The 22,846-nt window shown below is 71.9% G+C and carries 23 protein-coding genes and 1 pseudogene; 4 read left to right on the top strand and 20 right to left on the bottom strand.

Annotation, left to right across the window (positions count from 1 at the left end; genetic code table 11):
* Positions 1 to 25 precede the first annotated feature (25 nt).
* From hypF to AC3EUV_RS31880, 12 genes are all read right to left on the bottom strand, one after another.
* Positions 26 to 2,440: a carbamoyltransferase HypF gene (hypF, locus tag AC3EUV_RS31935; RefSeq protein WP_435604452.1), complete on the bottom strand. Its 2,415-nt coding sequence runs from the start codon at positions 2,438 to 2,440 to the stop codon at positions 26 to 28.
* A complete protein-coding gene (gene hypB, locus AC3EUV_RS31930; protein WP_432145816.1) occupies positions 2,437 to 3,336 on the bottom strand; it encodes a hydrogenase nickel incorporation protein HypB in 900 nt (299 codons plus the stop codon). The genes hypF and hypB overlap by 4 nt, the downstream gene beginning before the upstream one ends.
* A gap of 3 nt (positions 3,337 to 3,339) precedes the next feature.
* On the bottom strand, positions 3,340 to 3,720 hold the full coding sequence (locus AC3EUV_RS31925; RefSeq protein ID WP_432145817.1) for a hydrogenase maturation nickel metallochaperone HypA/HybF: 381 nt from the start codon (positions 3,718 to 3,720) through the stop codon (positions 3,340 to 3,342).
* A 133-nt stretch (positions 3,721 to 3,853) separates the two neighbouring features.
* Positions 3,854 to 3,958 (bottom strand): DUF6893 family small protein, encoded by a 105-nt coding sequence (locus tag AC3EUV_RS31920; protein WP_435604451.1) that lies wholly within the window; start codon positions 3,956 to 3,958, stop codon positions 3,854 to 3,856.
* A complete protein-coding gene (locus AC3EUV_RS31915) occupies positions 3,952 to 4,515 on the bottom strand; it encodes a hydrogenase maturation protease (protein ID WP_432145819.1) in 564 nt (187 codons plus the stop codon). The genes AC3EUV_RS31920 and AC3EUV_RS31915 overlap by 7 nt, the downstream gene beginning before the upstream one ends.
* The gene (locus AC3EUV_RS31910) at positions 4,512 to 5,930 is read right to left on the bottom strand and encodes a hypothetical protein (protein WP_435604450.1); all 1,419 of its coding nucleotides are present in this window, start codon (positions 5,928 to 5,930) and stop codon (positions 4,512 to 4,514) included. Before AC3EUV_RS31910 ends, AC3EUV_RS31915 begins: the two co-directional genes overlap by 4 nt.
* The gene (locus AC3EUV_RS31905; RefSeq protein ID WP_432145821.1) at positions 5,927 to 6,631 is read right to left on the bottom strand and encodes a DUF6084 family protein; all 705 of its coding nucleotides are present in this window, start codon (positions 6,629 to 6,631) and stop codon (positions 5,927 to 5,929) included. Before AC3EUV_RS31905 ends, AC3EUV_RS31910 begins: the two co-directional genes overlap by 4 nt.
* The gene (locus AC3EUV_RS31900; protein ID WP_435604449.1) at positions 6,628 to 7,296 is read right to left on the bottom strand and encodes a DUF5947 family protein; all 669 of its coding nucleotides are present in this window, start codon (positions 7,294 to 7,296) and stop codon (positions 6,628 to 6,630) included. The genes AC3EUV_RS31905 and AC3EUV_RS31900 overlap by 4 nt, the downstream gene beginning before the upstream one ends.
* Positions 7,293 to 7,922 carry a hypothetical protein gene (locus AC3EUV_RS31895; RefSeq protein ID WP_432145823.1) on the bottom strand — a complete coding sequence of 210 codons (630 nt, stop codon included), beginning with the start codon at positions 7,920 to 7,922 and terminating at the stop codon, positions 7,293 to 7,295. Before AC3EUV_RS31895 ends, AC3EUV_RS31900 begins: the two co-directional genes overlap by 4 nt.
* Positions 7,919 to 9,700 (bottom strand): nickel-dependent hydrogenase large subunit, encoded by a 1,782-nt coding sequence (locus AC3EUV_RS31890; RefSeq protein WP_432145824.1) that lies wholly within the window; start codon positions 9,698 to 9,700, stop codon positions 7,919 to 7,921. The genes AC3EUV_RS31895 and AC3EUV_RS31890 overlap by 4 nt, the downstream gene beginning before the upstream one ends.
* A 92-nt stretch (positions 9,701 to 9,792) precedes the next feature.
* Positions 9,793 to 10,881, bottom strand: a complete 1,089-nt coding sequence (locus AC3EUV_RS31885) for an NADH-quinone oxidoreductase subunit B family protein (protein WP_432145825.1) — start codon at positions 10,879 to 10,881, stop codon at positions 9,793 to 9,795.
* 309 nt (positions 10,882 to 11,190) lie between these two features.
* Entirely contained in the window at positions 11,191 to 11,925 is a 735-nt protein-coding gene (locus AC3EUV_RS31880) for a DUF4232 domain-containing protein (RefSeq protein WP_435604448.1), read from the bottom strand.
* A gap of 643 nt (positions 11,926 to 12,568) precedes the next feature.
* On the opposite strand from AC3EUV_RS31880, the gene AC3EUV_RS31875 reads away from it, so the two are divergent.
* Positions 12,569 to 13,102, top strand: coding sequence for a GNAT family N-acetyltransferase (locus AC3EUV_RS31875; protein ID WP_432145827.1), 534 nt, complete (start codon positions 12,569 to 12,571; stop codon positions 13,100 to 13,102).
* Positions 13,103 to 13,417: 315 nt separating this feature from the next.
* Here AC3EUV_RS31875 and AC3EUV_RS31870 read toward each other — a convergent pair whose 3' ends face one another.
* From AC3EUV_RS31870 to AC3EUV_RS31860, 3 genes are all read right to left on the bottom strand, one after another.
* Entirely contained in the window at positions 13,418 to 13,726 is a 309-nt protein-coding gene (locus tag AC3EUV_RS31870) for a carboxypeptidase-like regulatory domain-containing protein (RefSeq protein WP_432145828.1), read from the bottom strand.
* The gene (locus AC3EUV_RS31865; RefSeq protein WP_432145829.1) at positions 13,687 to 15,312 is read right to left on the bottom strand and encodes an MFS transporter; all 1,626 of its coding nucleotides are present in this window, start codon (positions 15,310 to 15,312) and stop codon (positions 13,687 to 13,689) included. The genes AC3EUV_RS31870 and AC3EUV_RS31865 overlap by 40 nt, the downstream gene beginning before the upstream one ends.
* Before the next feature lie 478 nt (positions 15,313 to 15,790).
* Positions 15,791 to 16,477: a ScbR family autoregulator-binding transcription factor gene (locus AC3EUV_RS31860; RefSeq protein WP_432145830.1), complete on the bottom strand. Its 687-nt coding sequence runs from the start codon at positions 16,475 to 16,477 to the stop codon at positions 15,791 to 15,793.
* Positions 16,478 to 16,651: 174 nt separating this feature from the next.
* Here AC3EUV_RS31860 and AC3EUV_RS31855 point away from each other — a divergent pair, with 174 nt between their 5' ends.
* Together AC3EUV_RS31855 and AC3EUV_RS31850 are read left to right on the top strand one after the other, a co-directional pair.
* Positions 16,652 to 17,635, top strand: coding sequence for a ScbA/BarX family gamma-butyrolactone biosynthesis protein (locus AC3EUV_RS31855; protein ID WP_432145831.1), 984 nt, complete (start codon positions 16,652 to 16,654; stop codon positions 17,633 to 17,635).
* Positions 17,636 to 17,781: 146 nt separating this feature from the next.
* On the top strand, positions 17,782 to 18,546 hold the full coding sequence (locus tag AC3EUV_RS31850) for an SDR family oxidoreductase (RefSeq protein WP_432145838.1): 765 nt from the start codon (positions 17,782 to 17,784) through the stop codon (positions 18,544 to 18,546).
* 47 nt (positions 18,547 to 18,593) lie between these two features.
* Here the strand turns inward: AC3EUV_RS31850 and AC3EUV_RS31845 are convergent.
* From AC3EUV_RS31845 to AC3EUV_RS31825, 5 genes and pseudogenes are all read right to left on the bottom strand, one after another.
* Positions 18,594 to 19,025: pseudogene (locus tag AC3EUV_RS31845) on the bottom strand (2OG-Fe(II) oxygenase); the annotation flags it as partial.
* An 8-nt stretch (positions 19,026 to 19,033) separates the two neighbouring features.
* Entirely contained in the window at positions 19,034 to 19,546 is a 513-nt protein-coding gene (locus tag AC3EUV_RS31840) for a methylated-DNA--[protein]-cysteine S-methyltransferase (RefSeq protein WP_435604447.1), read from the bottom strand.
* Positions 19,543 to 21,063 carry an AlkA N-terminal domain-containing protein gene (locus tag AC3EUV_RS31835; RefSeq protein WP_432145833.1) on the bottom strand — a complete coding sequence of 507 codons (1,521 nt, stop codon included), beginning with the start codon at positions 21,061 to 21,063 and terminating at the stop codon, positions 19,543 to 19,545. Before AC3EUV_RS31835 ends, AC3EUV_RS31840 begins: the two co-directional genes overlap by 4 nt.
* A 318-nt stretch (positions 21,064 to 21,381) precedes the next feature.
* Entirely contained in the window at positions 21,382 to 21,549 is a 168-nt protein-coding gene (locus tag AC3EUV_RS31830) for a hypothetical protein (protein ID WP_432145834.1), read from the bottom strand.
* A 130-nt stretch (positions 21,550 to 21,679) separates the two neighbouring features.
* Positions 21,680 to 21,907, bottom strand: coding sequence for a hypothetical protein (locus AC3EUV_RS31825; RefSeq protein WP_042158238.1), 228 nt, complete (start codon positions 21,905 to 21,907; stop codon positions 21,680 to 21,682).
* Positions 21,908 to 22,008: 101 nt separating this feature from the next.
* Here AC3EUV_RS31825 and AC3EUV_RS31820 point away from each other — a divergent pair, with 101 nt between their 5' ends.
* On the top strand, positions 22,009 to 22,614 hold the full coding sequence (locus AC3EUV_RS31820; RefSeq protein WP_435604446.1) for an HD domain-containing protein: 606 nt from the start codon (positions 22,009 to 22,011) through the stop codon (positions 22,612 to 22,614).
* The last annotated feature ends 232 nt before the right edge of the window (positions 22,615 to 22,846 follow it).

The raw sequence follows: 22,846 nt of genomic DNA, 5'->3' as shown, positions 1-22,846 counted from the left end.
TGCGTCCGCCGCGCCGCGGTGCCGCTCAGCGCACGGCGGCTCCTGCCGTGCGCGCCGCCACGACGATCTGACCGAGCGCCAGTCCCCCGTCGTTGGGCGGGACGCGGCGGTGGCGCAGGACGGTGAAGCCGTCCTCCCGCAGGAGTCGGGCGGTGGTCTCGGCCAGCAGGGTGTTGGCGAAGACCCCGCCGGTCAGGGCCACGGTCGTCAGGCCGGCCCGCTCCCGGGCCGACGCGCAGCAGCGCCGGACGAGGTCGGCGACCGCGGTGTGGAAGCGGGCCGCGATCAGCGGGACGGCGGTGCCCGCGCGGAGGTCCTCGACGACGGCGGTGAACACCGGCGCCGGGTCGGCGACGAGGTCGGCGGCCGCCGGGCCGGTCTGCCCGGCGCGCAGCGCGAACGTGTAGCCGGGACCGGGGTCCTCGCCCGCGGTCAGGGCGGCGGCTTCGAGGGCGACGGCGGCCTGGGCCTCGTACCCGGCGTGGTGGCAGACCCCGGCCAGCGAGGAGACCGCGTCGAAGAGCCGGCCCATGCTGGAGGTGGGCACGCAGTTGAGGAGCCGTTCGAGCTGCCGGGCCAGCAGCCGCCGCTCGTCCGGCGGGCAGACCGCCACCGGGGGCAGGTCCGCGGCCCAGTCGATACCGGCGGCGCGCAGGTGGGCGAGGGCCATCCGGTAGGGGCGCCGTACGGTGGTGTCGCCGCCGGGCAGCGGCACGTAGGCGAGCTGTCCGAAGCGGCGGTAGCCGTCGTAGTCGGCGAGCAGGATCTCGCCGCCCCAGATCGTGTGGTCGTCGCCGTAGCCGGTGCCGTCGAAGGCGACCCCGATGACGGGATGGCCGTCGCGGAGCCCGTGTTCGGCCATGGCCGCGGCGATATGGGCGTGGTGGTGCTGGACGCGGACCAGCGGCCGGCCGTCGGTGTGGCCCTGCGCCCACCGGCCGGAGCGGTAGCCGGGATGCCGGTCGGCGGCGAGGAGTTGGGGGCGTACCCCGGTGACCGTTTCCAGATGTGCCTCGGCCCGCTCGAAGGCGAACTGGGTCGCCACATCGTCCATGTCGCCGATGTGGGCGGACAGCCAGGCGCGGTGCCCTTCGGCGAGGCAGAACACGTTCTTGAGGTCGCCGCCGGTCGCGAGCGCGGGCCGGACCGGCACCGGGAGCGGGACCGGGAACGGGGCATAGCCGCGGGAGCGGCGGACGAACAGCGGCTCCCCGTCGCTGATCCGGACCACGGAGTCGTCGCAGGGAATCCGGATCGGCCGGTCGTGGGTGAGCCAGGCGTCCGCGAGATGCGCGAGGCGCCGTACGGCCTCGTCGTCGTCGGTGACGATCGGTTCGCCCGCGACATTTCCGCTGGTCATGACGAGCAGCCGGGGCCCCGGAGGGTCGCCGGGCAGTCCGAGGAGCAGGTGGTGCAGCGGGGTGTACGGCAGCATGACGCCCAGGTCGGGGCTGCCGGGGGCGACGGCGTCGGACAGCGTGGGTGCGCCGGGGGCCGGGGCCGGGTGCGGGGTGCGGCGCAGCAGGACGATCGGACGCACCGGCCCGGTGAGCAGCGCGCTCTCCTCCGCTCCCACGCGCACCAGGTGGGTCACCTCGTCCACGTGACGGGCCATCAGGGCGAAGGGTTTGTCGCCGCGGGCCTTGCGGTGGCGCAGCAGCGCGACGGCGGTGTCGTCGGAGGCGTCGCAGACGAGGTGGTAGCCGCCGAGCCCCTTGACGGCCACGATCGCGCCCTCGGCGAGCAGCCGCCGGGTGTCGGCGACCGGGTCGGCGCCGGGGGCCGGGCGCGGTGGGCGGGTGCGGTCGGCGGGGTCCGCGGTCAGCAGCCGCAGCCGGGGGCCGCAGTCATGGCAGGCGATCGGCTGGGCGTGGAACCGCCGGTCGCCCGGGTCCGCGTACTCCCGCGCGCACCGGGGGCACATCGGGAAGCGGTCCATGGTCGTCAGCGCCCGGTCGTAGGGGATCGCGGTGACGATGGTGAAGCGCGGCCCGCAGTGGGTGCAGCTGAGGAAGGGGTGCCGGTGGCGGCGGTCGGCGGGGTCGGTCAGCTCGGCGAGACAGGCCGCGCAGGTGGCGGCGTCCGGGGCGACCAGGGTGCGGGAGGGGCCGTGGGCGCGGGAGGGGAGGATCCGGAAGCCGGTGTCGCCGGCCACGGCGATCTCCTGGCCGTCGACGGTCTCCACGACGGCCAGCGGCGGGGCCTCGCCGCTGAGGCGTTCACCGAAGCGGGCCAGCGCCGCGGGAGCGCCCTCGACCTCGGCGACCACGCCCTCACCGGTGTTGGTCACATGGCCCGTCAGGCCCATTTCGGTGGCGAGGGTGTGCACGAACGGGCGGAAGCCGACGCCCTGGACGACGCCGCGCACGGTGATCCGGCGGCGTACGGCGGCGGTGGGAGGGGCCGTCGCGGTGCTCCCCTCGGCCTGCCGGATGGTCATGAGCGGCTCGACGCCACGGTGTCGGGGTCGGTGCTGTGCGCAGGGCCGCCCGGTGCCCGGTGCGGGTGGTGGTGCTCCCCGGCGTGGTGGTGCTCCCCCGCGTGGGTGTGCTCGCCGTGCCCGTGGTCTGCCGGGTGGGAGTGGTCTGCCGGGTGGGTGTGCCCCTCGTCGCACGGCTGGTCGTCCTCGGCGTCATGCACGTGGTGGGACTTACGGGTCATGACCGGGATGTGCACCGGCACGCCGTCCCGCGCCGCCAGCGCCCGGTCCAGCAGCAGCCCGTCGCCCTCCCCGCCGCGCGCGGAGGTGAGGACGACCTCCACACCGGGGTTGATCTGTTCGACGTTGGCGCGGAACTCCTTCTCGTCGAACGCCACCGCCTCGGCGATATCGGTCTTGGTGACCACCACCAGATGCGCGAGACCGAAGGCGGTGGGGTACTTCAGCGGCTTGTCCTCGCCCTCGGTCACCGACGCCAGCACGACGCGCAGCGTCTCCCCGAGGTCGTAGGAGGCGGGGCAGACCAGGTTGCCGACGTTCTCGATGAACAGCAGCCGGGTGTCCGCGGGGAGCCAGCCGTGCAGGTGCCCGCCGAGCATCTCGGCCTCCAGGTGGCACAGCCCGTCGGTGAGCACCTGTTTGACGGGCACTCCGGAGCGGGCCAGCCGGACGGCGTCGTTCTCGGTGGCGAGGTCGGCGGTGAGCGCCGCGACGGGAATACCCCGGCTGCGGGCCAGGGTGAGCTCACTCTCCAGGAGCGCGGTCTTGCCGCTGCCGGGGCTGGAGAGCAGATTGACCAGCGCGGTGCCACGCGCAGCGAGGTCCTCGCGCAGGGTGTGGGCACAGGCGTCGTTCTTGGCGAGGACCGCCTGTTGCAGGTCGACGACACGGCACATGGTTCAGCGCTCCTCGTGGGTCGGTGCGTGTACCGGTGCGTCGTTCCAGCACACGCTGACGATCTGGAGTTCCCGGCCGGACAGCAGCTCGGCCGTGGCTCCGCCGCAGCCCGGACAGCTGAGCTGCGGCGGCATGCCCACCGGCCAGGTGTCCGCACAGGGGCCGCAGCGGGCGCGGGCCGCGACGGGTTCCGTCACCAGCTCCGCCCCCTCCAGCACCGTTCCGGCGCAGGCGAGTTCGAAGGAGAAGGCCAGCGCGTCGGGGACCACCCCGGCCAGTTCGCCGACCCGCAGCCGGACGCGGTGGACGGCGGTGGCCCCGGCGGGCCGGGCCGCGCTTTCGACCTGGTCCACGACCGCAAGCGCGATGGACATCTCGTGCATCGGTCCCTCTCTGGTGCGGGGACGACCGGGTGCCGCTCGGCTTCATTAGACGGCGCGGCCGGAGGGCGGCCGGGGTGCCTCGCCGGGGCGGCGCGGTGGCGTACACCGTTCGGTGCAGCGCCGCCCCGCCCCGTCACATGGACCGGATGCGCAGATAGCGTTTGAGGTCGGGCAGCATGGACTTCACGACGAGGGCGAGCGCGGCGGCGACCGCCCCGCTCAGGGCGAACTTCAGCATGGTGTCGTGTTCCTCTCACTGGTGTGCGGTCCGGCGGCGGACGGGGTCGGTTCCTCCGCGCCGATCAGCCGCAGGATGAGCTGTACGGCCTCGTCGACGGCGGCGTCGACGGGTTCGCTGAGCCCGATGCCTTCGGCGACATCGGCGGGTTCGCAGCCGACGACCAGGACGCGCTCCGGGCGTCGGCCACCCGTGCCCGCGCTGAGGGTGTCCAGGAGCGCGAGCACGGCGTCGGGGGTCATGTGGTGGCCGTCCATCGCGGTGTCCGGCGGGCGGGCGGCGGGCGCGGTGGCGTCGAGAAGGTAGACGGTGCCGGGGTCGCCGCCGCGCGCGGAGGCGTCGACGAGGAGCACGGTGTGGTAGCCGTCCAGCATCTGGTAGGCGAGGTGTATGCCCCGTACGCCGGCGTCGACGACCTCGACCCCGTCGGGGAGTTGCTGCTCACCGAGCCGGCGGACGGCCTCGACGCCGAAGCCGTCGTCGCCGAGGAAGATGTTGCCGACGCCGGCGATCAGCGTCTTCGCGGGCCGCCTGGCGACGGATGCCTCGGCACTCACGCGTCCTCCAGGGGAGCGACTTCGTCGGGTTGGAAGTACAGGAACCGGCCCTGCTCGCGCCGGATGTCGACGCCCGGGTCGCCCTCCACGGTCACCGCGAGGTGCACCCCGCCGTCGACGTCGTGCAGAACCGCCTCGACCTGCGCGGTACGGCCCTGGAGGAAGAGGTCCTGGGCGTCGGTGCGCCGCAGGCCGGGGCGCAGCAGCACCCGGCTGCCGGCGCCGACCGACCGCCCGTCGAGGGTGATCCGGTCGCGGACGGGATCGACGCTGCGGTCGCTCTCCGGGTCACACCAGGGGGTGTCCGGGCGGACGCCCGGCACGTCCGGGGCGAGGGTGTCCGGGGCGGCCGGGCCGGGTCCGGTGACATCGCGGAGGGCCCGTACGGCGCCGTGCAGCCGCTCCAGCACCTCGGGCGGCATGGTGTCGGCGAGCTCGATGACCTCGGCGGCGCGGGGGTCGGTGCCGCGGGCCTCGCGCTTCTCCTCGTCGGTGAGGGCCGCGGTGCGCAGGGTCAGGATCTCGTCGATCTCCAGGGCGTCGTAGAGCGCGCCGGGGCTTTCCGGGGCGATGGCCGGGTGGTCCTCCAGGATGATCGGCGCGGAGAGCACCACATCGGCGCGGCCGGACTCGCCGGCCAGCACCGGCCAGGCGTGCTCGTTGTGGCAGGCCGCGACGGCCGCCTTGGCCCACTCCGGCGGGTCGGTCATGGAGACGAACGCGCCCGCGCTCAGGCCGAGGAGGAGATGGGCCCCGACCAGCGAGCGGGGCAGTGCCGCGGCACGGTCGGCGTCGTCGTCCGGTTGCCAGCCGCTGGTGTTCTCGACGGTCGCGGTCAGCCGGAACGCCGCGTACGGGCCGTCGAGTGCGCTCGCGGTCAGCCGGACCCGGCCGTCGATCCGGGCGCTGTGCCGCGCCAGCCGGCCGACGAGCTGTCCGTCGGCGTCATGGACCGGCTCGGTCTCGTTCCGCGCGGGCCGGGTGAACGGGACGGTGACGCCCTCGCCGGTGAGCCTGGAGACATCGGCCGCGAGCGTGACGCGCTCCTCGACGCCCTCGTCCCAGGGGACCAGCACCCGGTCGGGCAGTTCGAGTTCCGTCACGGTCTCGAACCCGCCCTCCGGGGAACGGCGTTGGACCGTGCGCCGCTGGGCGCGCAGAAACCGCAGCTCGGCCGAGAGCCGGGCACCGGAGCGGGGCTCCATGAGGCATTCGGTGCGCTGGAAGGAGTGCTCCGCGCTGCCGGCGCCCCAGTGCGGCGGGACGAGCACCCCGAACTGCCAGCGGAGTTGGTTCTTGGCGGCGGACGCGCGGTACGGGTAGAGCACATAGCCCTCGAACAGCACGGCGTCGGCCACCTGGCGGGCGGCGGCGAAGCGGTCCGCCATCTCCTGGGGCAGCACGCTGGTCGTCACGGCGCGGTCCTCTCGCTGACGGGGCGGACGGCGGTGCCCGGGAAGAGCCGGGCGCGCGGTGCGGGCGGTGGGGTGCCGTCGGCGGCGGCCAGCAGCGACTCGACGGTCGCCTGCCAGGAGGGCAGGGCGTGCCGGGAGCGGTAGGCGAGCAGCGCGTCGAGTGTCTCGCGGGGCAGCCGCAGCCAGCCGCAGCCGGGGAAGTGCGCCTCGGTCATCTCCTGCCAGACGGCCACCGGCATCCGTACGGACGCTTCCTTGTTCCAGGGCACCGGGTGCACCTGGAAGCCGCCCGCGCCGGCGAACACCGTGCCGGAGAACAACAGCAGCAGCGGGACCTCCCCCTCGCGCAGCGCATGGAAGTAGCGGCCGACCGCGACGTCCAGGTCGTAGGTGCAGGGGACGGGGAGGTCCACCTCGGTCTCACCGGTGAATCCGGGGACGACGAGGGAGACCTGGGCGAACTGAAGCGGGTGCAGGGTGGTGCCCCAGCGGGACCGCTCGCCGAAGAGGTCGGACAGTGCCTCGGCCTCGTCGGACCGGTAGCCGCGGCGGGCCGGTTCGATACGGAGCTGGCAGCGCAGCGCGAGGGCGTGCACCCGGGCCGCTTCGGCGGCGGTGATCCGCAGCCGGAAGAGGAGGGTGGGGGCGGCCGCGTAGCGGTCGGCGCGGACGCCGGTGCAGACGAAGGACAGCTCGGTCACGGCCGGTCGTCCTCCCTCGGCTCGCGGGCCCGGCGGGCGACCTTGGTGAAGAAGTCGGCGAGCGCGGCGCGTGCCTCGGCACCGCCGTCGAAGCCCTGCCACAACAGGCGCATCCGGCCGACGAGTTCGTAGCAGATGTCGACGGGCACCAGGTAGCAGTCGATCCGGCCTTCGGCGCGGCGCAGCAGCAGCGCCTCCACATCGGGCCGGAGGAGGGCGGCCAGCCGGCTGGCGGAGAGCACGGCCTGCCAGGTCGACGGGTCGAGCTCGCTCTCGGTGGCGCCGGCCGGGCTGGGGTAGAGGGCGGCCAGCCGGTCCGGGTCGGCGCTGCGCAGGAAGAAGGCGACACCGACGGGGATCTGGAGCCGGTCCCAGGCCGCGTCGTCGAGGGTATAGCCCGGGTCGACGAAGTAGCGGTCGGGGACGGTACGGAATTGTCCGGCGCCGGCGCCTGGCCGGTCGAAGAGCAGCGCGCACGGGGTGCAGGCGCAGGCCAGCGCGCGGCGTGCGGTGTCGACCAGATGGCGGTGGTTGTGCTCGGCGAGCACCACGGCGCACAGTTCGCAGCGCTCGGGGGCGGCCGGCACCGGGGCCCGGAAGCGGCGCAGGCCACGGTGGGCGGGCGGTGTTCCGAGGCGCGGGAGCGCCGGTTGCCGGCCGCTCACGAGGCGGTGGCGGCGGTCGGCGGGCGACGGGAGATCTGCAACAGCGCCGGCTCGGCCCGTTCGCCCGCCGCCTCCCACCCCATCGAGGTCACCTCGGGCGCGAAGCAGGAGACGGCGGCCTCGACGGCCTGCTGGGCCTGTTGGCTGGTGCTCGGGCAGCCGCAGCCGCCGGAGTCGGCGGCGCGCAGCCGCAGCGTTCCGCTGCCCGCGTCGAACTCCGCGACCTCGGCGGGGTGTTGGCGCCGGACACTGTCCAAGGCGCGGCCGATGCGGGTCGCAGGGTCCTCGGGGTGCAGATCGTGCAGCACCAGCAGGCTGGTCACCAGCTCGTCGCGCAGCAGCGCCGGCCGGGGGCCGTCGTCGCCCGTGGCGCTGCCCACGAGGTGCATGATCCGGGCGAGTCCCGCGCCGTAGAAGTCCATCAGGACGCGGACGAGTTCCTCGGCGGCGGCGCTCGCCTCGCGGTCGTCGCGCTGCGCGAGGCGGTCCAGCACCTCTTCGACGCGCCGGCCGGTGGCCTCGGCGTTCGGCGCGGCGGGGGCCGCGGCGGCTGCGTTCGGCGCGGCGGCCCCGGGTGCACCGGTCTGCGGTGCGGCGGCCTCTGCCGTGGTGGCCCGGGCGCTCATCCGGAGAGCCCGCTCAGTCCGGTGGGCACATGCATCTTCTCCACCGACTTGCCGTTGCCGACGTACATATGGACGCCGCACGGCAGACACGGGTCGAAGCTGCGCACCGTGCGCATGATGTCGATGCCCTTGAAGTTCTCCGGGGAGTTCTCCTCGAAGATCGGGGTGTTCTGGACGGCGTCCTCGTACGGGCCGGGGGTGCCGTAGGTGTCCCGGGTGCTGGCGTTCCACGGGGTCGGCGGGTACGGGTGATAGTTGGCGATCTTGCCGTCCCGGATGACCATGTGGTGCGAGAGGACGCCGCGCACCGCCTCGGTGAAGCCGCAGCCGATCGACTCGTCGGGAACCTCGAACTTCTCCCACGTCTGGGTGCGCCCGGCGCGGACCTCCTCCAGGCCCTGCTCCGCGAAGTGCAGCGCCATGGCGGCGGTGTACGCCTGGAAGTAGGTGCGGGCCCGGTTGCGCTCCAGCGCGTTGCTCCACTTGGGGATCTTCCACTCGAAGCGGGCCTCGGGCCGCGTCATGGAGCGGGGCAGGTCGATGGTGACGCTGTGGCCGGTGGACTTGACGTACGGGGTGTCGACGAGCCCCGACAGGGCCGTGGACCACAGCCGTGCGATCGGGCCGCCGCCGGTGTCCAGGGCCAGATGCTCCTTGCCGTCGAACCAGCGCGGGGACATCACCCAGCTGTACTTGTCGTTGAAGTCCCGCTTCTGCGGGGCGGGGATGGTGTGCTGGTTCCACGGGTGGCGCGGGTCGACGGGGTTGCCGAGCGGGTCGTGGGTGACGAACTGCTCCTGGCCTTCCCAGTCCTGGTAGTAGGAGCTGCCCAGCAGGATCCGGATGCCCAGGTTGATCTCGGTGAGGTCGTTGGTGACCAGTTTGCCGTCGACGATGATGCCCGGGGTGACGAACATCTTCCGTCCCCAGTCCGTCATGTTGCGATAGGTGAAGTCGCAGTGGTCCGGGTCGTTGAGCGCACCCCAGCAGCCGAGCAGGACGCGTCGCCGGCCGACCTCCTCGTACCCGGGCAGCGCCTCGTAGAAGAAGTCGAACAGGTCGTCATGGAGCGGCACGACCCGCTTCATGAACTCGACATAGCGCATCAGCCGGCTGAGGTAGTCGGTGAACAGCTGGACGCTGGCGATGGTGCCGACACCGCCCGGGTAGAGCGTGGAGGGGTGCACATGGCGGCCCTCCATGAGGCAGAACATCTCCCGGGTGTAGCGGCTGACCTGGAGGGCCTCGCGGTAGAACTCGCCCTCGATGGGGTTGAGGGAGCTCATGATGTCGGCGATGGTGCGGTAGCCGTGGTCGCCCGCGTGGGGGGCCTCGGTGCGCTGGGCGAGCTCCCAGACGCCGGGGTTGGTCTCGCGGACCATCTTCTCGCAGTAGTCGACCCCGACCAGGTTCTCCTGGAAGATGTTGTGGTCGAACATGTACTCGGCGGACTCGCCGAGGTTGATGATCCACTCCCCCAGGTGCGGCGGCTTCACCCCGTAGGCCATGTTCTGCGTGTACACCGAGCAGGTGGCGTGGTTGTCACCGCAGATGCCGCAGATCCGGCTGGTGATGAAGTGCGCGTCACGCGGGTCCTTGCCACGCATGAAGACGCTGTAGCCACGGAAGACGGACGAGGTGCTGTAGCACTCCGCCACCCGCTTCTGCTTGAAGTCGATCTTGGTGTGAATCCCGAGGCTGCCCACGATCCGGGTGATCGGATCCCAGGACATCTCCGTCAGACCGCTGCCGTCGGCCGCCTTCGTTCTCGGTGCCATCGTGAGTGCCGTGCCCTTCTTTTGCGTGCGCGCGGAGGTGGGGTCGGACGGAGGGTCCGGGGTGCTGCCGGACGGCTACGGGCGGGGTGTGCTCACCACGGTTTCCGGTAGCCGGTGGTCAGTTGGTCGCCGCGGTGGCGCCACTTGGGCTCGTGGTCGACGGTCCTGGCCGTGATGCTCCGGAGACGGCGGACGACACTGCCGTACGCGGAGCTGGCGCTGCTGGAGATCTTGCCGCCGGGCGGCTCGTCCATGAACGGCATGAACTTGTCGGGGAAGCCGGGCATGGTGCAGGCGATACAGATACCGCCGACGTTCGGGCAGCCGCCGATGCCGTCCATCCAGCCCCGCTTGGGCACGTTGCATTTGACCACGGGACCCCAGCATCCGAGCTTCACCAGACACTTGGGCGAGTCGTAGGTGGTGGCGAACTGGCCCTGCTCGTAGTAGCCGGCCCGGTCACAGCCCTCGTGCACGGTCTCTCCGAAGAGCCAGGTGGGCCGCAGCTGTTCGTCCAGCGGGATCATCGGAGCCGCGCCCGTCGCCTGGTAGAGCAGATAGGTCAGCGTCTCCGAGAAGTTGTCCGGCTGGATCGGGCAGCCCGGCACGCAGACGATCGGGATCCCGGCCTTGGAGGTCCAGTCCCAGCCCAGGTAGTCGGGCACGCCCATGGCTCCGGTCGGGTTGCCCGCCATCGCATGGATACCGCCGTACGTGGCGCAGGTACCGATCGCCACTACGGCGAGCGCCTTGGGGGCGAGCCGGTCGATCCACTCACTGGTGGTGATCGGCTGGCCGGTCTCCGGGTCATCACCGAAGCCGCACCAGTACCCTTCCGGCTTGATGGACTCGTTGGGGATGGACCCCTCGACGACCAGCACGAACGGGTCGATCTCACCGCGTTCGCCCTTGAAGAACCACTCGATGAAGGTGTCCGCGCCACCGACCGGACCGCATTCGAAATCGATCAGTGGCCAGTGGACGGCGATCTTGGGCAGCCCGGGCAGCACACTGAGCGCGATCTCCTCAATGCTCGGCTGCGTCGCGGCGGTGAGCGACACGGAGTCGCCATCGCAGCTCAGGCCGGCGTTGATCCAGAGAATGTGGATCGGGGACTCGTCCTCGGCGGACGGCTTTCCGTTCGCAGCGGCCTTTTCGGCCACGCTCGAAGCTGCGGACATGGGCATGTCTCCTAGGCAGATATGCAACGAAAGCGCTCATTCAAGGCTTCCATCCACCTTGGTAACACCGATCCCCGGACATGGGGCGGTCACCAGGGGCCGTTGCGGTGACACACCACCCGAGCGTCCGAACCGAAGGCCACGGCACCACAGCCGGTCATCGCCGGCCGCTGTCACGCCATGCGCTGTGCCGGTTCGCCCCCCACACCTCGCACACGGCACGCCCCCGGCGCACGGTGCGCCGGGGGCGTGCTGTCGTGGCGGAGTCGTCCGCGGCCGTCCTGGCCGCCGGGTCCGCGGACTGGGCCGTCAGCCCAGGGCGCCGGCCTCCACCGCGGTCACGCCGAACCGTCCGCCGCACACCCGCAGTCCGCGGCTGCCGGTGGTCATCGACTCCTTGGAGCCGGGAGGGTAGACGAAGACGATCTGCGACTTGCTCCAGCACGGGGTGTCCGAGACGCCCTCGTTGAGGGTGTGCAGCAGGGCGTGTGCGCTCTGGCCCGGCTGGAGCCGGACGACCCCGCCGGCGCCGCCCTCGCGGGTGGCGGGCTTGCCGACCGGCGAACCGTCACGGTTGATCAGCGAGACGCCCGGGAAACCACGCAGCGAGCAGGGCTTGGTGCCCTTGTTCGTGAAGACGAGGGGGTAGCGGATGTTGCCCGCGCCGGCGTCGGCGGCGCCCAGGCGCAGCGACATATTGGCGGCGGTGCAGCGGTCCGAGGTCGCCTCGGCGGAGGTGTGGGCCTCCGCGGCACTGGGGGCCTTGCCCGTCGGCTTCCCGCCGGGAATGGCCGGCTTCGCCGACGGCCGCTGACCGCCCGCGGAGGACTGCTCCTTCGCACCGGACGACGGTGCGCTGCCCTGGGACGACGAGGAGCCGCCGCTTTCCTTGTCGTGGGACGAGGCGGGTGCGGCGGCCGACGAGGGGCGGGATGCGGCGTCGGGGTCGCCCTCGCAGGCGGTGAGCGCAAGCGCCGCGACAGCGATCAGCGATCCGGCGGCGACACGACGACCCCGGCCGAGCGACTTGATGGTGAGCGACATAAGTGTCCCCCTCGTCTGGTAGGTGCGAGCTCTCGTAGTGGGGTGCGGTCCGTCCGTTGCTCGTTCCAGCGTGGCCCTGGGCACTGCCGGTCCGCTAACGAGGCACTAACACACCACTAACGAGCTTGGGTCACCGACACGCCGAAAGCCCCGGCAACCGGTGTGACCAGCCGGGATGTGGGGCGTGCCGCTCAGACTCGCAGAAAATTCCCGGATTGCGGATACGGAACCGCCGGGTTCGGCCGTTCCGTCGACCGAGATCACCGGGCCCACGGCCCCCTGCGGACCCACCGGCCCCGGCGGCACCGCTCCGGTTCACCCACCCGGACTGCTCGGGTTGCGGGCGGAGAGGTGCTGTCGTAGGCGTGCTGGGGACCGGCGAGCGGGGGGTGTGCGCCGTGGCAGCGGCGGAGTGCGGGTCACGGAGGGTGACGCCGTCGGGCGCCGTCGCGCCGCCGGCCCTCGCCGTGCCGCGCTCGTCCAGGCCGTGACGGACAGCGACGGAGCGGCGGCGAGCCACGTCCACAGACCGAACTCGACGCGACGCCGGCGCAGCTGCTGGGCCGCTGACCTGCACCGGACGGCCCGCGACCGGACACCCGCCGATTACCGCCGCGCCCTCGTATTCGACAGGATGGGCGGCATGACCGAGATCCGCACGCCCCGCCTCATCCTCCGCCGCTGGACCGACGACGACCTCGCCCCCATGGCGGACATCCACACGGACCCGCTCGTCATGCGCTGGATCGGCGACGGCTCCACCCTCGGCCTGGACGAAACGGCCGAGGAGATCGAGCGATGGGAGGAGGAGTGGGACGACGAAGGCTTCGGCATCTTCGCCGTCGAACTCCTTGCCTCGGGCGAACTGGCCGGATGCGCCGGGCTGTCCGTCCCCCAGTTCCTCCCGGAGGTCCGGCACGAGGTGGCGATCAGCTGGCGCCTGGGCCGGCAGTACTGGGGCCAGGGCTACGCCTCCGAAGCCGCCCAGGCCGTGCTGGAGTTCGCCCTCCAGGACCGCGGCCTGGACCGCGTCATCGCCGTCAACCGGCTCGGCCACGAGTCCTCCCTGAGCGTCATACGCAAGCTCGGCATGGCCTTCGAACGGGAGGCGACACATCCGAAGTACGGCCATGCGCTGACGGTGCACAGCATCGATCTCACGGAGTACCAGGGCTGAGTCGGCCACTGGTAACGCTGGTACTTCGTTTTCAGAAGCACCAGCCTCCCTCCACTGCTTCGACCAGGCTCGCCCCGGAACCCGGCACACCGAAGTTCGACGGCTTTCTCCCTCCGGCCGCACCGGAGACCTGAAGCACCACGCGGCACGATGGGACCGAGGGCGGACAGCTGTGCCTCAAGTCACCTGTGGAGAAGCCGACTTGGGGCTGCGGCTGAGAGGCCGCCGCCCTGCCGGGTTGAGTGGTGATCGGCAGGGCGTCTGCATGCGTCTGCGGTGTGCGTCCGCGGGTGTGCGTCCGCTTGCCTGAGTCCGTCAGCCGGTGGCTGTCGGTGGCTGGGCCAGGTCCAGATCCTGGGTTTCGTGGGCGCCGGCGGCGAGGGATATCGGGGCGGCGTGGGGCGGGTAACCGGCCGCTGTGAGGGTGTAGTGCGGGCCGCGCAGGCCGGAGAAGGCGAAGGCGCCGTCCGGTCCGGTGACGGTGTGCCCGGCGACCGTGCCGTCCTCGACGAGGGTCACGGCGACGTCGGCAACCGGCCGGCCGTGCGGGCCCCGTACCGTGCCGCGGACGGCGACAGTCGGCTTCAGCCGGGCGTCCTGCCGTTCCGGCGCCCCGCCGGACATGTCCACGGCGTGCGCCTGCGGCTGGTGACCGGCCGCGCCGCACCCTGCGCTCCATCGGCATCCACCGCGTCCACCGCCTCCGCCGCGTCGTCGGTGCTCTGGGCGACCAGGGTCCGGCGGGACGCCGTGCGCTGTGACGGCAGGAAGCAGGCCAGGGCGACGCCGGCCAGGACGGCGGCCGTGGCGATGAGGAAGGAGACCCGGAAGCCGGCCAGCGTGGGTACCGTGACCGGTCCCGCCTTCTGGGACATATGGGCCAGGACCATGCCGATCACCGCGCTGGACACCGAGGTGCCGATGGAGCGCATCAGGGTGTTCAGGCCGTTGGCCGCACCGGTCTCCGAGGCGTCGACGGCCCCGATGATCAGGGCGGGCAGCGAGGAGTACGCCAGGCCGATGCCGGCCCCGACGACCACCGCGATGATGACGGTCTGCCAGGGGGCGTCCATCAGGCCGATGCCCGCGCCGTAGCCGATCGCGATGACGAGCATGCCGAGCAGCAGCGAGACCTTGGGGCCGCGCCGGGCGGCGATCCGGGCGTACAGCGGGGCGACGAGCATCATCGTCAGGCCCAGTGGCGCCATGCACAGCCCGGCCACCACCATCGACTGACCCAGTCCGTAACCGGTCGACGTGGGCAGTTGCAGCAGTTGCGGCAGTACCAGGGAGATGGCGTAGAACGCCACACCGACCGTTATCGAGGCGAGGTTGGTCAGCAGCACCTCACGGCGCGCGGTGGTCCGCAGATCGACCAGCGGATCGGCGAGACGCAGCTCCATCACGCCCCACAGCACCAGGATGACGGCCGCAACGCCGAAGAGTATGAGGGTGGTCGGCGAACCCCAGCCCCAGTCGCTGCCCTTGGTGACGGGCAGCAGCAGAGCCACCAGACCGGCCGACAGCCCGAGGGCGCCCGCCACGTCGAAGCGCCCCTGGGCCCGTACCGCGGTCTCCGGGACGACGAGGAGGGTGAGCAGCATCGACAGCACGCCGAGCCCGGCCGCACCGAAGAACAGGGTGTGCCAGTCGGCGTGTTGGGCGACCAGCGCAGCCACCGGCAGGGCGAGCCCGCCGCCGACGCCGATCGATGAGCTCATCAGGCCCATGGCCGAGCCGAGCCGCTCACGCGGCAGCTCGTCGCGCATGATGCCGATACCGAGGGGAATGGCGCCCATGGCGAAGCCCTGGAGCGCCCGGCCCACGATCATGGTGACCAGATCACTGGTGAAGCCGCAGACCAGCGAGCCGACGACCATGATCGCGAGGCTGGTCAGCAGCATCCGCCGCTTGCCGTACAGATCGCCGAGGCGCCCCATGATGGGGGTCGAGACGGCACCGGCGAGGAGGGTGGCGGTCATCACCCATGTGGCGTTGCCGGCCGTCGTGTTGAGCAGCACCGGCAGGTCTTTGATGACCGGCACCAGCAGCGTCTGCATCACCGCGACGACGATGCCGGCGAAGGCGAGGACCGGGACGATGCCGCCGGGGGATCTCCGCCGCCCGCCCACGGCCGGGTCGGACCCCGGGGTCGTGGCCGCGGTCTCCGCGGCCCTTGCGGGGAGTTGGTCCGTCGTCGTCCGGGTCATGCGTGCGGCCTCCAGGGCGGCAGAGGTGGGTGGGTGTCGTCAGCGGGTGACGGAGCAGGGGTGAGCAGAGGGGGAGTCGAACGCAGCCTGGGGCATGAGCCCCCGGAATCGGTGACCTGCGTCATGCCGCCCCGGCCTTCGCTCTCCCTCACCCCGTGCACCGGACCTCCCCGTTCGCGCCGGACGCGGCCTCTCCGAGCCCGCCGAGTCCAGTGAACAGCACACCACTGACATTCACCCGAGCCCAGGCGCCGCGCCTGCGCCGGCCACCGTTCGCGGCTCTCGCACCCCCTGCCGCCACCTCAACGCCGAGGGGCGCCGCGGCTCTTCCGCGACGCCCCTGACCTGCACAACTCACCCACACCTTGCACACACTTCGATATTCAACACCGCACACGCGGTATGTTTTCAGCAGTCGTGATGCACCAAAGCATCCGCCGCCTTTCGCGACCGCAACCGGACATCGGACGGGGCGGGATCAGCCCGCGGCCACTCCGGCATCCGCGTCGGCCGCGGCCTTCACCACCGCCTTCGCCTGGAGGGCGGCATTGAGTTGGGCACCCCGCTCGGAGTCCAGGTTGAGTTTGGCGAGGATGGCCGGCACGGCGATGCTCGGGAGGGTGTGCTCGAAGAAGACGGTGAGCCGGCGGCTGAGGTCGGCCCGGTTGGTCATGGCCTGCGACATCATCTGGAGCCCCGCGAAGGCGCCGACGAACAACTCGGCGGTCTCCCTCACGACGACGCTCTCCAGAATTTCGCCGCGGCTCCGGGCGTCGTTCAGCAAGCCCTCGACGAACCGGGTCCACGACAGCATCGACTGCTTGCGGTCGAGGTGATTGGAGCCCTGCTCCACCGCCAGTCGCGCCGCTCCCCGCTGGATCGGGTCGCTGCGCAGCCGGAAGGCCAGCACCTGGCCCGAGTCGACGAATTCCTGAAGCTTGATCGTCTGCGGCTGCACGGCGATATCGACCACCTGCTCCTCGATCACCGCGAGCGCCAACTGCTCCTTGGAGGCGAAGTGGAAGTACAAGGCGCCCTTCGTCACGCCGGCGCGCTCGAGGACTTCGGCGATCGTCGCGCGGTCGTAACCCTGCTCGTCGAAAACCGACGCAGCCGCCTCCAAGATCACTCGCCGGGTCCGAATCGCGCGGTCCTGTTGTGCCACAGGACGCCTCCTGTCTCTCGATGTCTCTACGTTCCGCAACAGTTAGCTACAGCTCAAGTCGTCGCTCGATCAGCCACTTTCCCCTTTTCGACGGCCCGGCATTGAAAATAAAACCGGATGGTACGTATCTTATCAGCGATGTAGTTCCACCCGTAGCGACGCCTGGGGGCAGTCATGAGCGACACGATGCAGGTCAGCACTGTTCAGCCCAGGTCTCCACACCACCTGCCGGCCCCCGTCGGGGACCGGGCGACCGGACCGCGGGACCCCCACGGCGTCCCGGTCCCCCAGGAGTTCGTACACCGCCCTCTCGCCGACGACATGCTGGTCACCTCATGGCGCCGGGTCGGTGACACGCGTTTCTCGCTGACCGCCCAGTGGCCGCACGATCACGGTTACTTCGCCCCCAATCGCGGGCGACACCATCTCATCCTCACGGGTGAGACCATCCGTCAGGCCGGGTTGCTGCTCTGCCACGCCGAACTCGGTGTCCCGCTCGGCCACCACTTCATCCTCGGCGACCTCGTGTACACCACCCACCCCGAGCATCTCGCGGTGGGAAGCGGGCCCACTCCGCTGACCATCGACGTCATCTGTAGTCGGACGCGTATGCGGGCGGGCACGCTGACCAGTGGCCGCTTCGACATGACCTTCCGTAAGGCGGGCCAGATCGTCGCGACCGGCCACTCCGACGTCACGGTCACCTCACCCGCCGTCTACCGCCGGCTCCGCGGCGATCGACTGAGTGCGCGGCACACCCCCGGCCCCCTCCCCGCCCCCGTTCCGCCCCGGCCGACCGGCAGCGCCAAGGAACACGACGTCCTGCTCTCCCCCACCGGCCGGCCCGACCGCTGGCTGCTGCGCATCCCGCCCGGCCACCCCGCGGTGGTGAACCCGGCGAACGACCATGTCCCCGGCATGGTGCTGCTCGACGCCGCCCAGCAGGCCGCCCGCACCCTCACCTCGCCAGGCGCCTTCGTCCCGTACGCCTTCAGGACCGTTTTCCACCGGTACGCCGAGCACGGCACTCCCTGTGTGATCAAAGCCCACCGTGTCCCGTCGGCGCTGCCCTGCACCACCACGGTGCAGGTGACCGGCTCGCAGGACGGCAGTCCGGTCTTCGTCTCCACCCTGACGGCGCTGGATCCACGGGACTGACGACCCGTTCTCACGGCGGACCGTTCACCGTCGGCCGACGCACTACGCGGAGCAGCCGGCCCGGTGCGACCGCGTCACCACCACACCACTCGACAGTCCTCGGGGGCGGCATGCCCACCATTAGGCACGTGAAAGGCCAGACCACCATGGGTGAACTCAAGGGAAAGACCGCGCTGGTGACGGGATCCAGCCGGGGTATCGGCCGGGGCATCGCGCAGCGCCTCGCCGCCGACGGGGCCCTGGTCGCCGTCCACTACCGCAGTAATGACACCGCGGCCAAGGAAACGGCCGAGAGCATCCTCGACGCGGGTGGCCGGGCCTTCATAATCGGTGCGGAACTGGGCGTTCCCGGTGATGCCGAGGCGCTCTACGCGGCGTTCGACGAGGGGCTGTCGGCGTACGGCGCCGAGCCCGGTCTCGACATCCTTGTCAACAACGCGGCGATCAGCATCCCGGGGCACATCGACGAGGTGACGCCCGAGGACTTCGACCGCACCCTCGCGGTCAACACCAAGGCCGTGTTCTTCATCGCCCAGCACGGGCTGCGCCGGATGCGGGACGGCGGACGCATCATCAACGTCTCGTCGGCGGTGACGAGTACGGCGTTCCCCTCGACCATCGCCTACGGCGTCTCCAAGGGCGCGGTGGACGCCTTCACCCTCACCTTGGCGAAGGATCTCGGAGCGCGGGGCATCACGGTGAACACCATCGCGCCCGGCTTCACCGAGACCGATATGAACGCGGCGATGCGGGCGACTCCGGAGGCGCACGCCGCGCTGGCCTCCCTCTCGGTGTTCAACCGGATCGGCAAGCCCCAGGACATCGCCGACGTCGCCGCCTTCCTCGCGTCCGACGAGTCCCGCTGGATCACCGGCCAGCGCATCGATGTCACCGGCGGCTCCATGCTGTGAGGCCGCCGGCCCCCTGGGTCCGCATGCCGCGACCCGCGACCGCCGCTTCAGGCGTCGTGGAAGACCAGGCCCAGGGAGTGCCGCCGGCCGGAGCGGACGGTGCTCACACCGTGGCGTACGGGGCCGGCCGACCAGCCCCGGGCGGAGCGTACAGGGCGGTCGCGGGTCGTGAAGATCAGTCCGTGGCCCTGGGGCAGGACGGTGGTGGTGCCGCGGGACTGGGCGCGCGGCCGCTGCTCGACGAGCAGGAACTCGCCGCCGGTGTAGTCGGTGCCCTGCTCGTCCAGGCCGATGACGACCTGGAGGGGGAAGAGCATCTCCCCGAAGATGTCGCGGTGCAGCGCGTTCCAGTCCCCCGCCCCGTAACGCAGCAGAATCTGCGCGGACTTGGTCTGCCCGGCTTCGTGGCACATGGTCAGCCACTCCTCCAGGGTGGCCGGCTTGGGTCGGTGCGGCGCTCGGCGGTCACGGGCGGTGGGGTGGCAGCTCAGCGGAGTTGCTGCCAAGCGCCCTCGATGCCGAGGAGTTGCTGCTTGCGTTCGGGCCCGCCCGCGTAGCCCGACAGGGAACCGTTAGCGGCGATCACCCGGTGGCAGGGCCGGACGACCAGCAGCGGGTTCGCGCCGATCGCCGTTCCGATGGCGCGGACCGCACCGCGCGCCGCACCGATGTCGGCGGCGATCTTCCCGTACGTGGTGGTGGTGCCGTACGGGATGGCCTCCAGTGCCTGCCACACGCGCCGCTGGAAGTCGGTGCCCCGGGTGGGGGCGTAGGCAAGGGCGAAGCGGGTCAGCTCCCCGTCGAAGTAGGCGCGGAGCTGGTCGGCGATGCCGTCGAAGGCGGCGGGGGCGTAGGTCCAGCCGTCCTGGACGGTCGCCCCGCCCTTCTGCCCGGGTACGGACAGCGAAGCGAGCGCGGTGCCGCCGGGTGCGGTGGCCGATTCCTCGCCCACCAGCAGGAGTTCGCCCAACGGGCTGTCGAGGGTGGTGTAGAGCGTCATGGTCCGGTGCTTTCCGTGGTGGTGGGGCGGGGGCTCGCCGGCTCCGTGACCGGCGCGTTCCAGAAGTGGTGCATCGCGTACGAGCGCCAGGGGCGCCAGGCGTCGGCCCGCTCCCGCAGTCCGGCCGTGAGTGCACCGGCCCGGCGTATGCCGGCCAGTACGGCCACATCGCCGCTCAGCAGGACATCAGGGTCCCCGAGGGCGCGCATCCGGATGTATCCGGCGGTCCAGGGGCCGATGCCGCGCAGCCCGAGAAGCGCGCGTTCGGCCTCGTCCCGGTCGGCTCCGGCGTCCAGGACGACCGTGCCGTCGGCCAGGGCGGTGCTCAGGGTTCGCAGGGTCGCGCGCCGGGACTCCGGCATCCCGAGTTCGGTGAGGGTGGCCTGCGCGAGGTCGTCGACGCGGGGGAAGAGGTGGGTGAGCGCGCCGGCCGGTTCGGGCAGCGGGTCTCCGTACGCGGCGACCAGGGCACCGCCCAGTCTGCGGCCGGCCGCGACCGAGACCTGCTGGCCGAGGACGGCACGGAGGGCGAGCTCGTCCGGGGCGGGAGCGCCCGGCGAGCGCAGCCCGGGGTGCCGGTCCACCAGCCGCGCCAGTACGGCATCCGCGCGCAGCCACTCGGCGACCGCGTACGGATCGGCGTCCAGATCGAAGAGGCGGCGCACCCGCTGGCTCGCCGTGGTGAGATCCCGCAGCTCGGACAGGTGCAGCCGGCAGTCCAGCCAGCCGTCGCCGGCCGCCTCGTCGACCTCGGCGATCCCGGCGCCGTGCGGCAGCCGCAGGGTCCGCCGGTAGGTACGGGCCCCGGGCTCGCCGCTGACCTCCTCGATGCCGGTGATCGCGCGCCGCTGGAGGTGGTCGAAGAGCTGCCGCGCCGCATACGGCCCGCGGAAGGCCAGCCGCAGCGGCAGCACCCCGGGCGTCGTGGGCGGCGCCACCGGGCCGAAGCGGGTCCCCTTGCCGGGGCGGGCGGCACGCAGCTCGCTCGGGGTGAGCGCGTAGATCTCCTTGATGGTGTCGTTGAACTGCCGCACGCTGGCGAAGCCCGCCGCGAAGGCGATCTCGGCCGCCTGGAGTCCGGTGGTCTGCAGCAGGACCCGGGCGGTGTGGGCGCGCTGGGCCCGCGCCAGGGCCACGGGCCCGGCGCCCAGCTCGGCGTTCAGCTGCCGCTGGACCTGCCGGGCGCTGTAGCCGAGCCGGGCCGCCAGTCCGGCGACTCCTTCCCGGTCGACCACACCCTCGCTGATCAGCCGCATCGCCCGCCCGACGACGTCGGCGCGGGCGTTCCATTCCGCCGAGCCGGGCACCGCATCGGGGCGGCAGCGCCGGCAGGCGCGGAATCCGGAGCCCTGGGCGGCCGCGGCGGTCGGGAAGAAGGCGACATTGCGGCGGCGGGGTGTGGTGGCGGGACAGCTCGGCCGGCAGTAGATCCCGGTCGTGGACACCGCGAAGAAGAAGGCGCCGTCGAATCGGGCGTCCCTGCTGCGCACCGCCTCGTACCTGCTGTCCTCGTTCATCACAGGGTCCACTGTGCAGCAGGTCAGGCGGCGGCGCTGGCGGAAATCGGACGGCACGTTCGGGGATCCGGGTCGGGCCCGCGGGGCCACGCGTACGCGCGTGGGGATGCGCGCGCCCGCCCCCTTGCGGCCGTGCCGCCCCGCAGGACCGCGGCGCACCGCCGGCCCGGCGGACAACATCCTTCAGCCGTACGAGAGTTCAGCCCCACGAGCCCTGCCAGGGAGGATTCCGGGACCACCGTGCCCGGTCAGCAGGTGAGCACCTGAACTCCCGAGAGGCCGAGGCGAGTTCAGGGATTCCCCGGCATCGAACCCGTCCTACGAAGCCACTACCGTAAGGATCACGAGAATCAGGAGGATCACGAGAGTCTCCCAGCGCATCGCCCTCCGCAGGACACTCAGGTCCGACGAGCCGCCCGACCCGCCACTGCGCGTCATGAGCCCGCCGTCGTCGCTGCTGTCGCTGTTCCCGCTGTCGTCGCTCACGCCCTGCTCCGCTCCCTGCCGCCGGCTCACCGACCGACGGCCTGCCGATCGCCGGAGGTCAGCGTATCCCTGGGGCCCGCGGCACCGAGAGACGGGTACGGCCACAGCGAACGGCTGATCAGCGCGGATGTCAGGCCGGGGGCATCGGCCAGTCGTCCAGGGAACCTCCGCGCCATTCGACGAGGCGGGGATCGTCCAGCGCGATACTCCCGGCCGGGCCGGTGACGCCCGCGCGGCGGAGGAACTCGGCAACATCGCCGCGGCCATGGGCCAGGCCGACGATCTGCCCACGCACGGTCACCCGTCGGCCACCGGACGGCGTCGGCGGATGCACGATGACAGGCGGATGCTCGGTCATGCCTCCAGCGTGCGCCGGGGTCCGCGCTCGCGCATTTCGGCAGCCGCCGTGAGCGTCAATCCTCCGCGACGGGCCAGGAGCAATGCGCGACAATCCTGGCCATGACAATGGATGATCTTGTGATTCCGGATTCCCGCGCCTGTCGTGCCGCGCTGGAGGTGGCGAGCGCCTACTGCTCACCCGCGCTGCTGAACCACTCCGTACGGGCGTATCTCTGGGCGGCCGCCTACGCCTCGGCCCATGACATCGCCTTCGATCCGGAGCTCCTCTATGTGTCGGCCATGCTCCACGACATCGGCCTGGTGAAGGAGTTCGACAGTCACACCGTGCCCTTCGAGGAGGCGGGCGGCCATGTGGCGTGGGTGTTCGCGGCGGGCGCCGGGTGGCCGGTGGAGCGGCGGGTGCGGGCGTCCGAGGTGATCGTCCGGCACATGTGGGACGAGGTGGACGTGGCCATGGATCCGGAGGCCCATCTGCTGGTGTTCTCCACCTCGTTGGACATCTCCGGGCGGCGGCCCGACGCGCTGCCGGCGGACCTCCGTACCGAGGTGCTGGCGCGCTATCCACGGCTCGGCCTCGGCGAAGAATTCCTGGCGTGCTTCCGGGACCAGGCCGAGCGCAAGCCGGACAGCTCCCCCGCGGCCGCGGTCCGCCAGGGCATCGCCGCGCGGATCTCCGCCAATCCGCTGGATGCGCACGGCGCGTAGCGGACCCCCCTGGACCCGCGGCCCGCAGGCCATGGCAGTCGCGCGCGGCAAAGAGGAAGCCCCGGCCAGACGGGGGGACGCTGGCCGGGGCGGCTCGGGCGGGGTGCCGTAGCACCCACACCCAATTGAACGGTGAACTACAGCTGCGCGTTCCAGGCCGGCGGGGTGATGACCGTCACCCCGCCCGCGCACGGCACGCCCCCGCCCACCGGGAGACACCCTCCCGATCCTG

This window comes from Streptomyces sp. bgisy130, from assembly GCF_057708345.1.
The sequence above is the reverse complement of the archived record's forward strand: the minus strand, read 5'-3'. Positions and strand labels throughout refer to the sequence as shown.

What these genes read in the sequence shown, in the direction of transcription:
- AC3EUV_RS31875 (WP_432145827.1), top strand. Translation starts at nt 12,569, where the DNA reads ATGACCGAGATCCGCACGCCCCGCCTCATCCTCCGCCGCTGGACCGAC.
- AC3EUV_RS31880 (WP_435604448.1), bottom strand. Translation starts at nt 11,925, where the DNA reads ATGTCGCTCACCATCAAGTCGCTCGGCCGGGGTCGTCGTGTCGCCGCC.
- AC3EUV_RS31820 (WP_435604446.1), top strand. Translation starts at nt 22,009, where the DNA reads ATGACAATGGATGATCTTGTGATTCCGGATTCCCGCGCCTGTCGTGCC.
- AC3EUV_RS31850 (WP_432145838.1), top strand. Translation starts at nt 17,782, where the DNA reads ATGGGTGAACTCAAGGGAAAGACCGCGCTGGTGACGGGATCCAGCCGG.
- hypF (WP_435604452.1), bottom strand. Translation starts at nt 2,440, where the DNA reads ATGACCATCCGGCAGGCCGAGGGGAGCACCGCGACGGCCCCTCCCACC.
- AC3EUV_RS31835 (WP_432145833.1), bottom strand. Translation starts at nt 21,063, where the DNA reads ATGAACGAGGACAGCAGGTACGAGGCGGTGCGCAGCAGGGACGCCCGA.
- AC3EUV_RS31890 (WP_432145824.1), bottom strand. Translation starts at nt 9,700, where the DNA reads ATGGCACCGAGAACGAAGGCGGCCGACGGCAGCGGTCTGACGGAGATG.
- hypB (WP_432145816.1), bottom strand. Translation starts at nt 3,336, where the DNA reads ATGTGCCGTGTCGTCGACCTGCAACAGGCGGTCCTCGCCAAGAACGAC.
- AC3EUV_RS31855 (WP_432145831.1), top strand. Translation starts at nt 16,652, where the DNA reads ATGAGCGACACGATGCAGGTCAGCACTGTTCAGCCCAGGTCTCCACAC.
- AC3EUV_RS31825 (WP_042158238.1), bottom strand. Translation starts at nt 21,907, where the DNA reads ATGACCGAGCATCCGCCTGTCATCGTGCATCCGCCGACGCCGTCCGGT.
- AC3EUV_RS31920 (WP_435604451.1), bottom strand. Translation starts at nt 3,958, where the DNA reads ATGCTGAAGTTCGCCCTGAGCGGGGCGGTCGCCGCCGCGCTCGCCCTC.
- AC3EUV_RS31870 (WP_432145828.1), bottom strand. Translation starts at nt 13,726, where the DNA reads ATGTCCGGCGGGGCGCCGGAACGGCAGGACGCCCGGCTGAAGCCGACT.
- AC3EUV_RS31840 (WP_435604447.1), bottom strand. Translation starts at nt 19,546, where the DNA reads ATGACGCTCTACACCACCCTCGACAGCCCGTTGGGCGAACTCCTGCTG.
- AC3EUV_RS31925 (WP_432145817.1), bottom strand. Translation starts at nt 3,720, where the DNA reads ATGCACGAGATGTCCATCGCGCTTGCGGTCGTGGACCAGGTCGAAAGC.
- AC3EUV_RS31895 (WP_432145823.1), bottom strand. Translation starts at nt 7,922, where the DNA reads ATGAGCGCCCGGGCCACCACGGCAGAGGCCGCCGCACCGCAGACCGGT.
- AC3EUV_RS31885 (WP_432145825.1), bottom strand. Translation starts at nt 10,881, where the DNA reads ATGTCCGCAGCTTCGAGCGTGGCCGAAAAGGCCGCTGCGAACGGAAAG.
- AC3EUV_RS31865 (WP_432145829.1), bottom strand. Translation starts at nt 15,312, where the DNA reads ATGACCCGGACGACGACGGACCAACTCCCCGCAAGGGCCGCGGAGACC.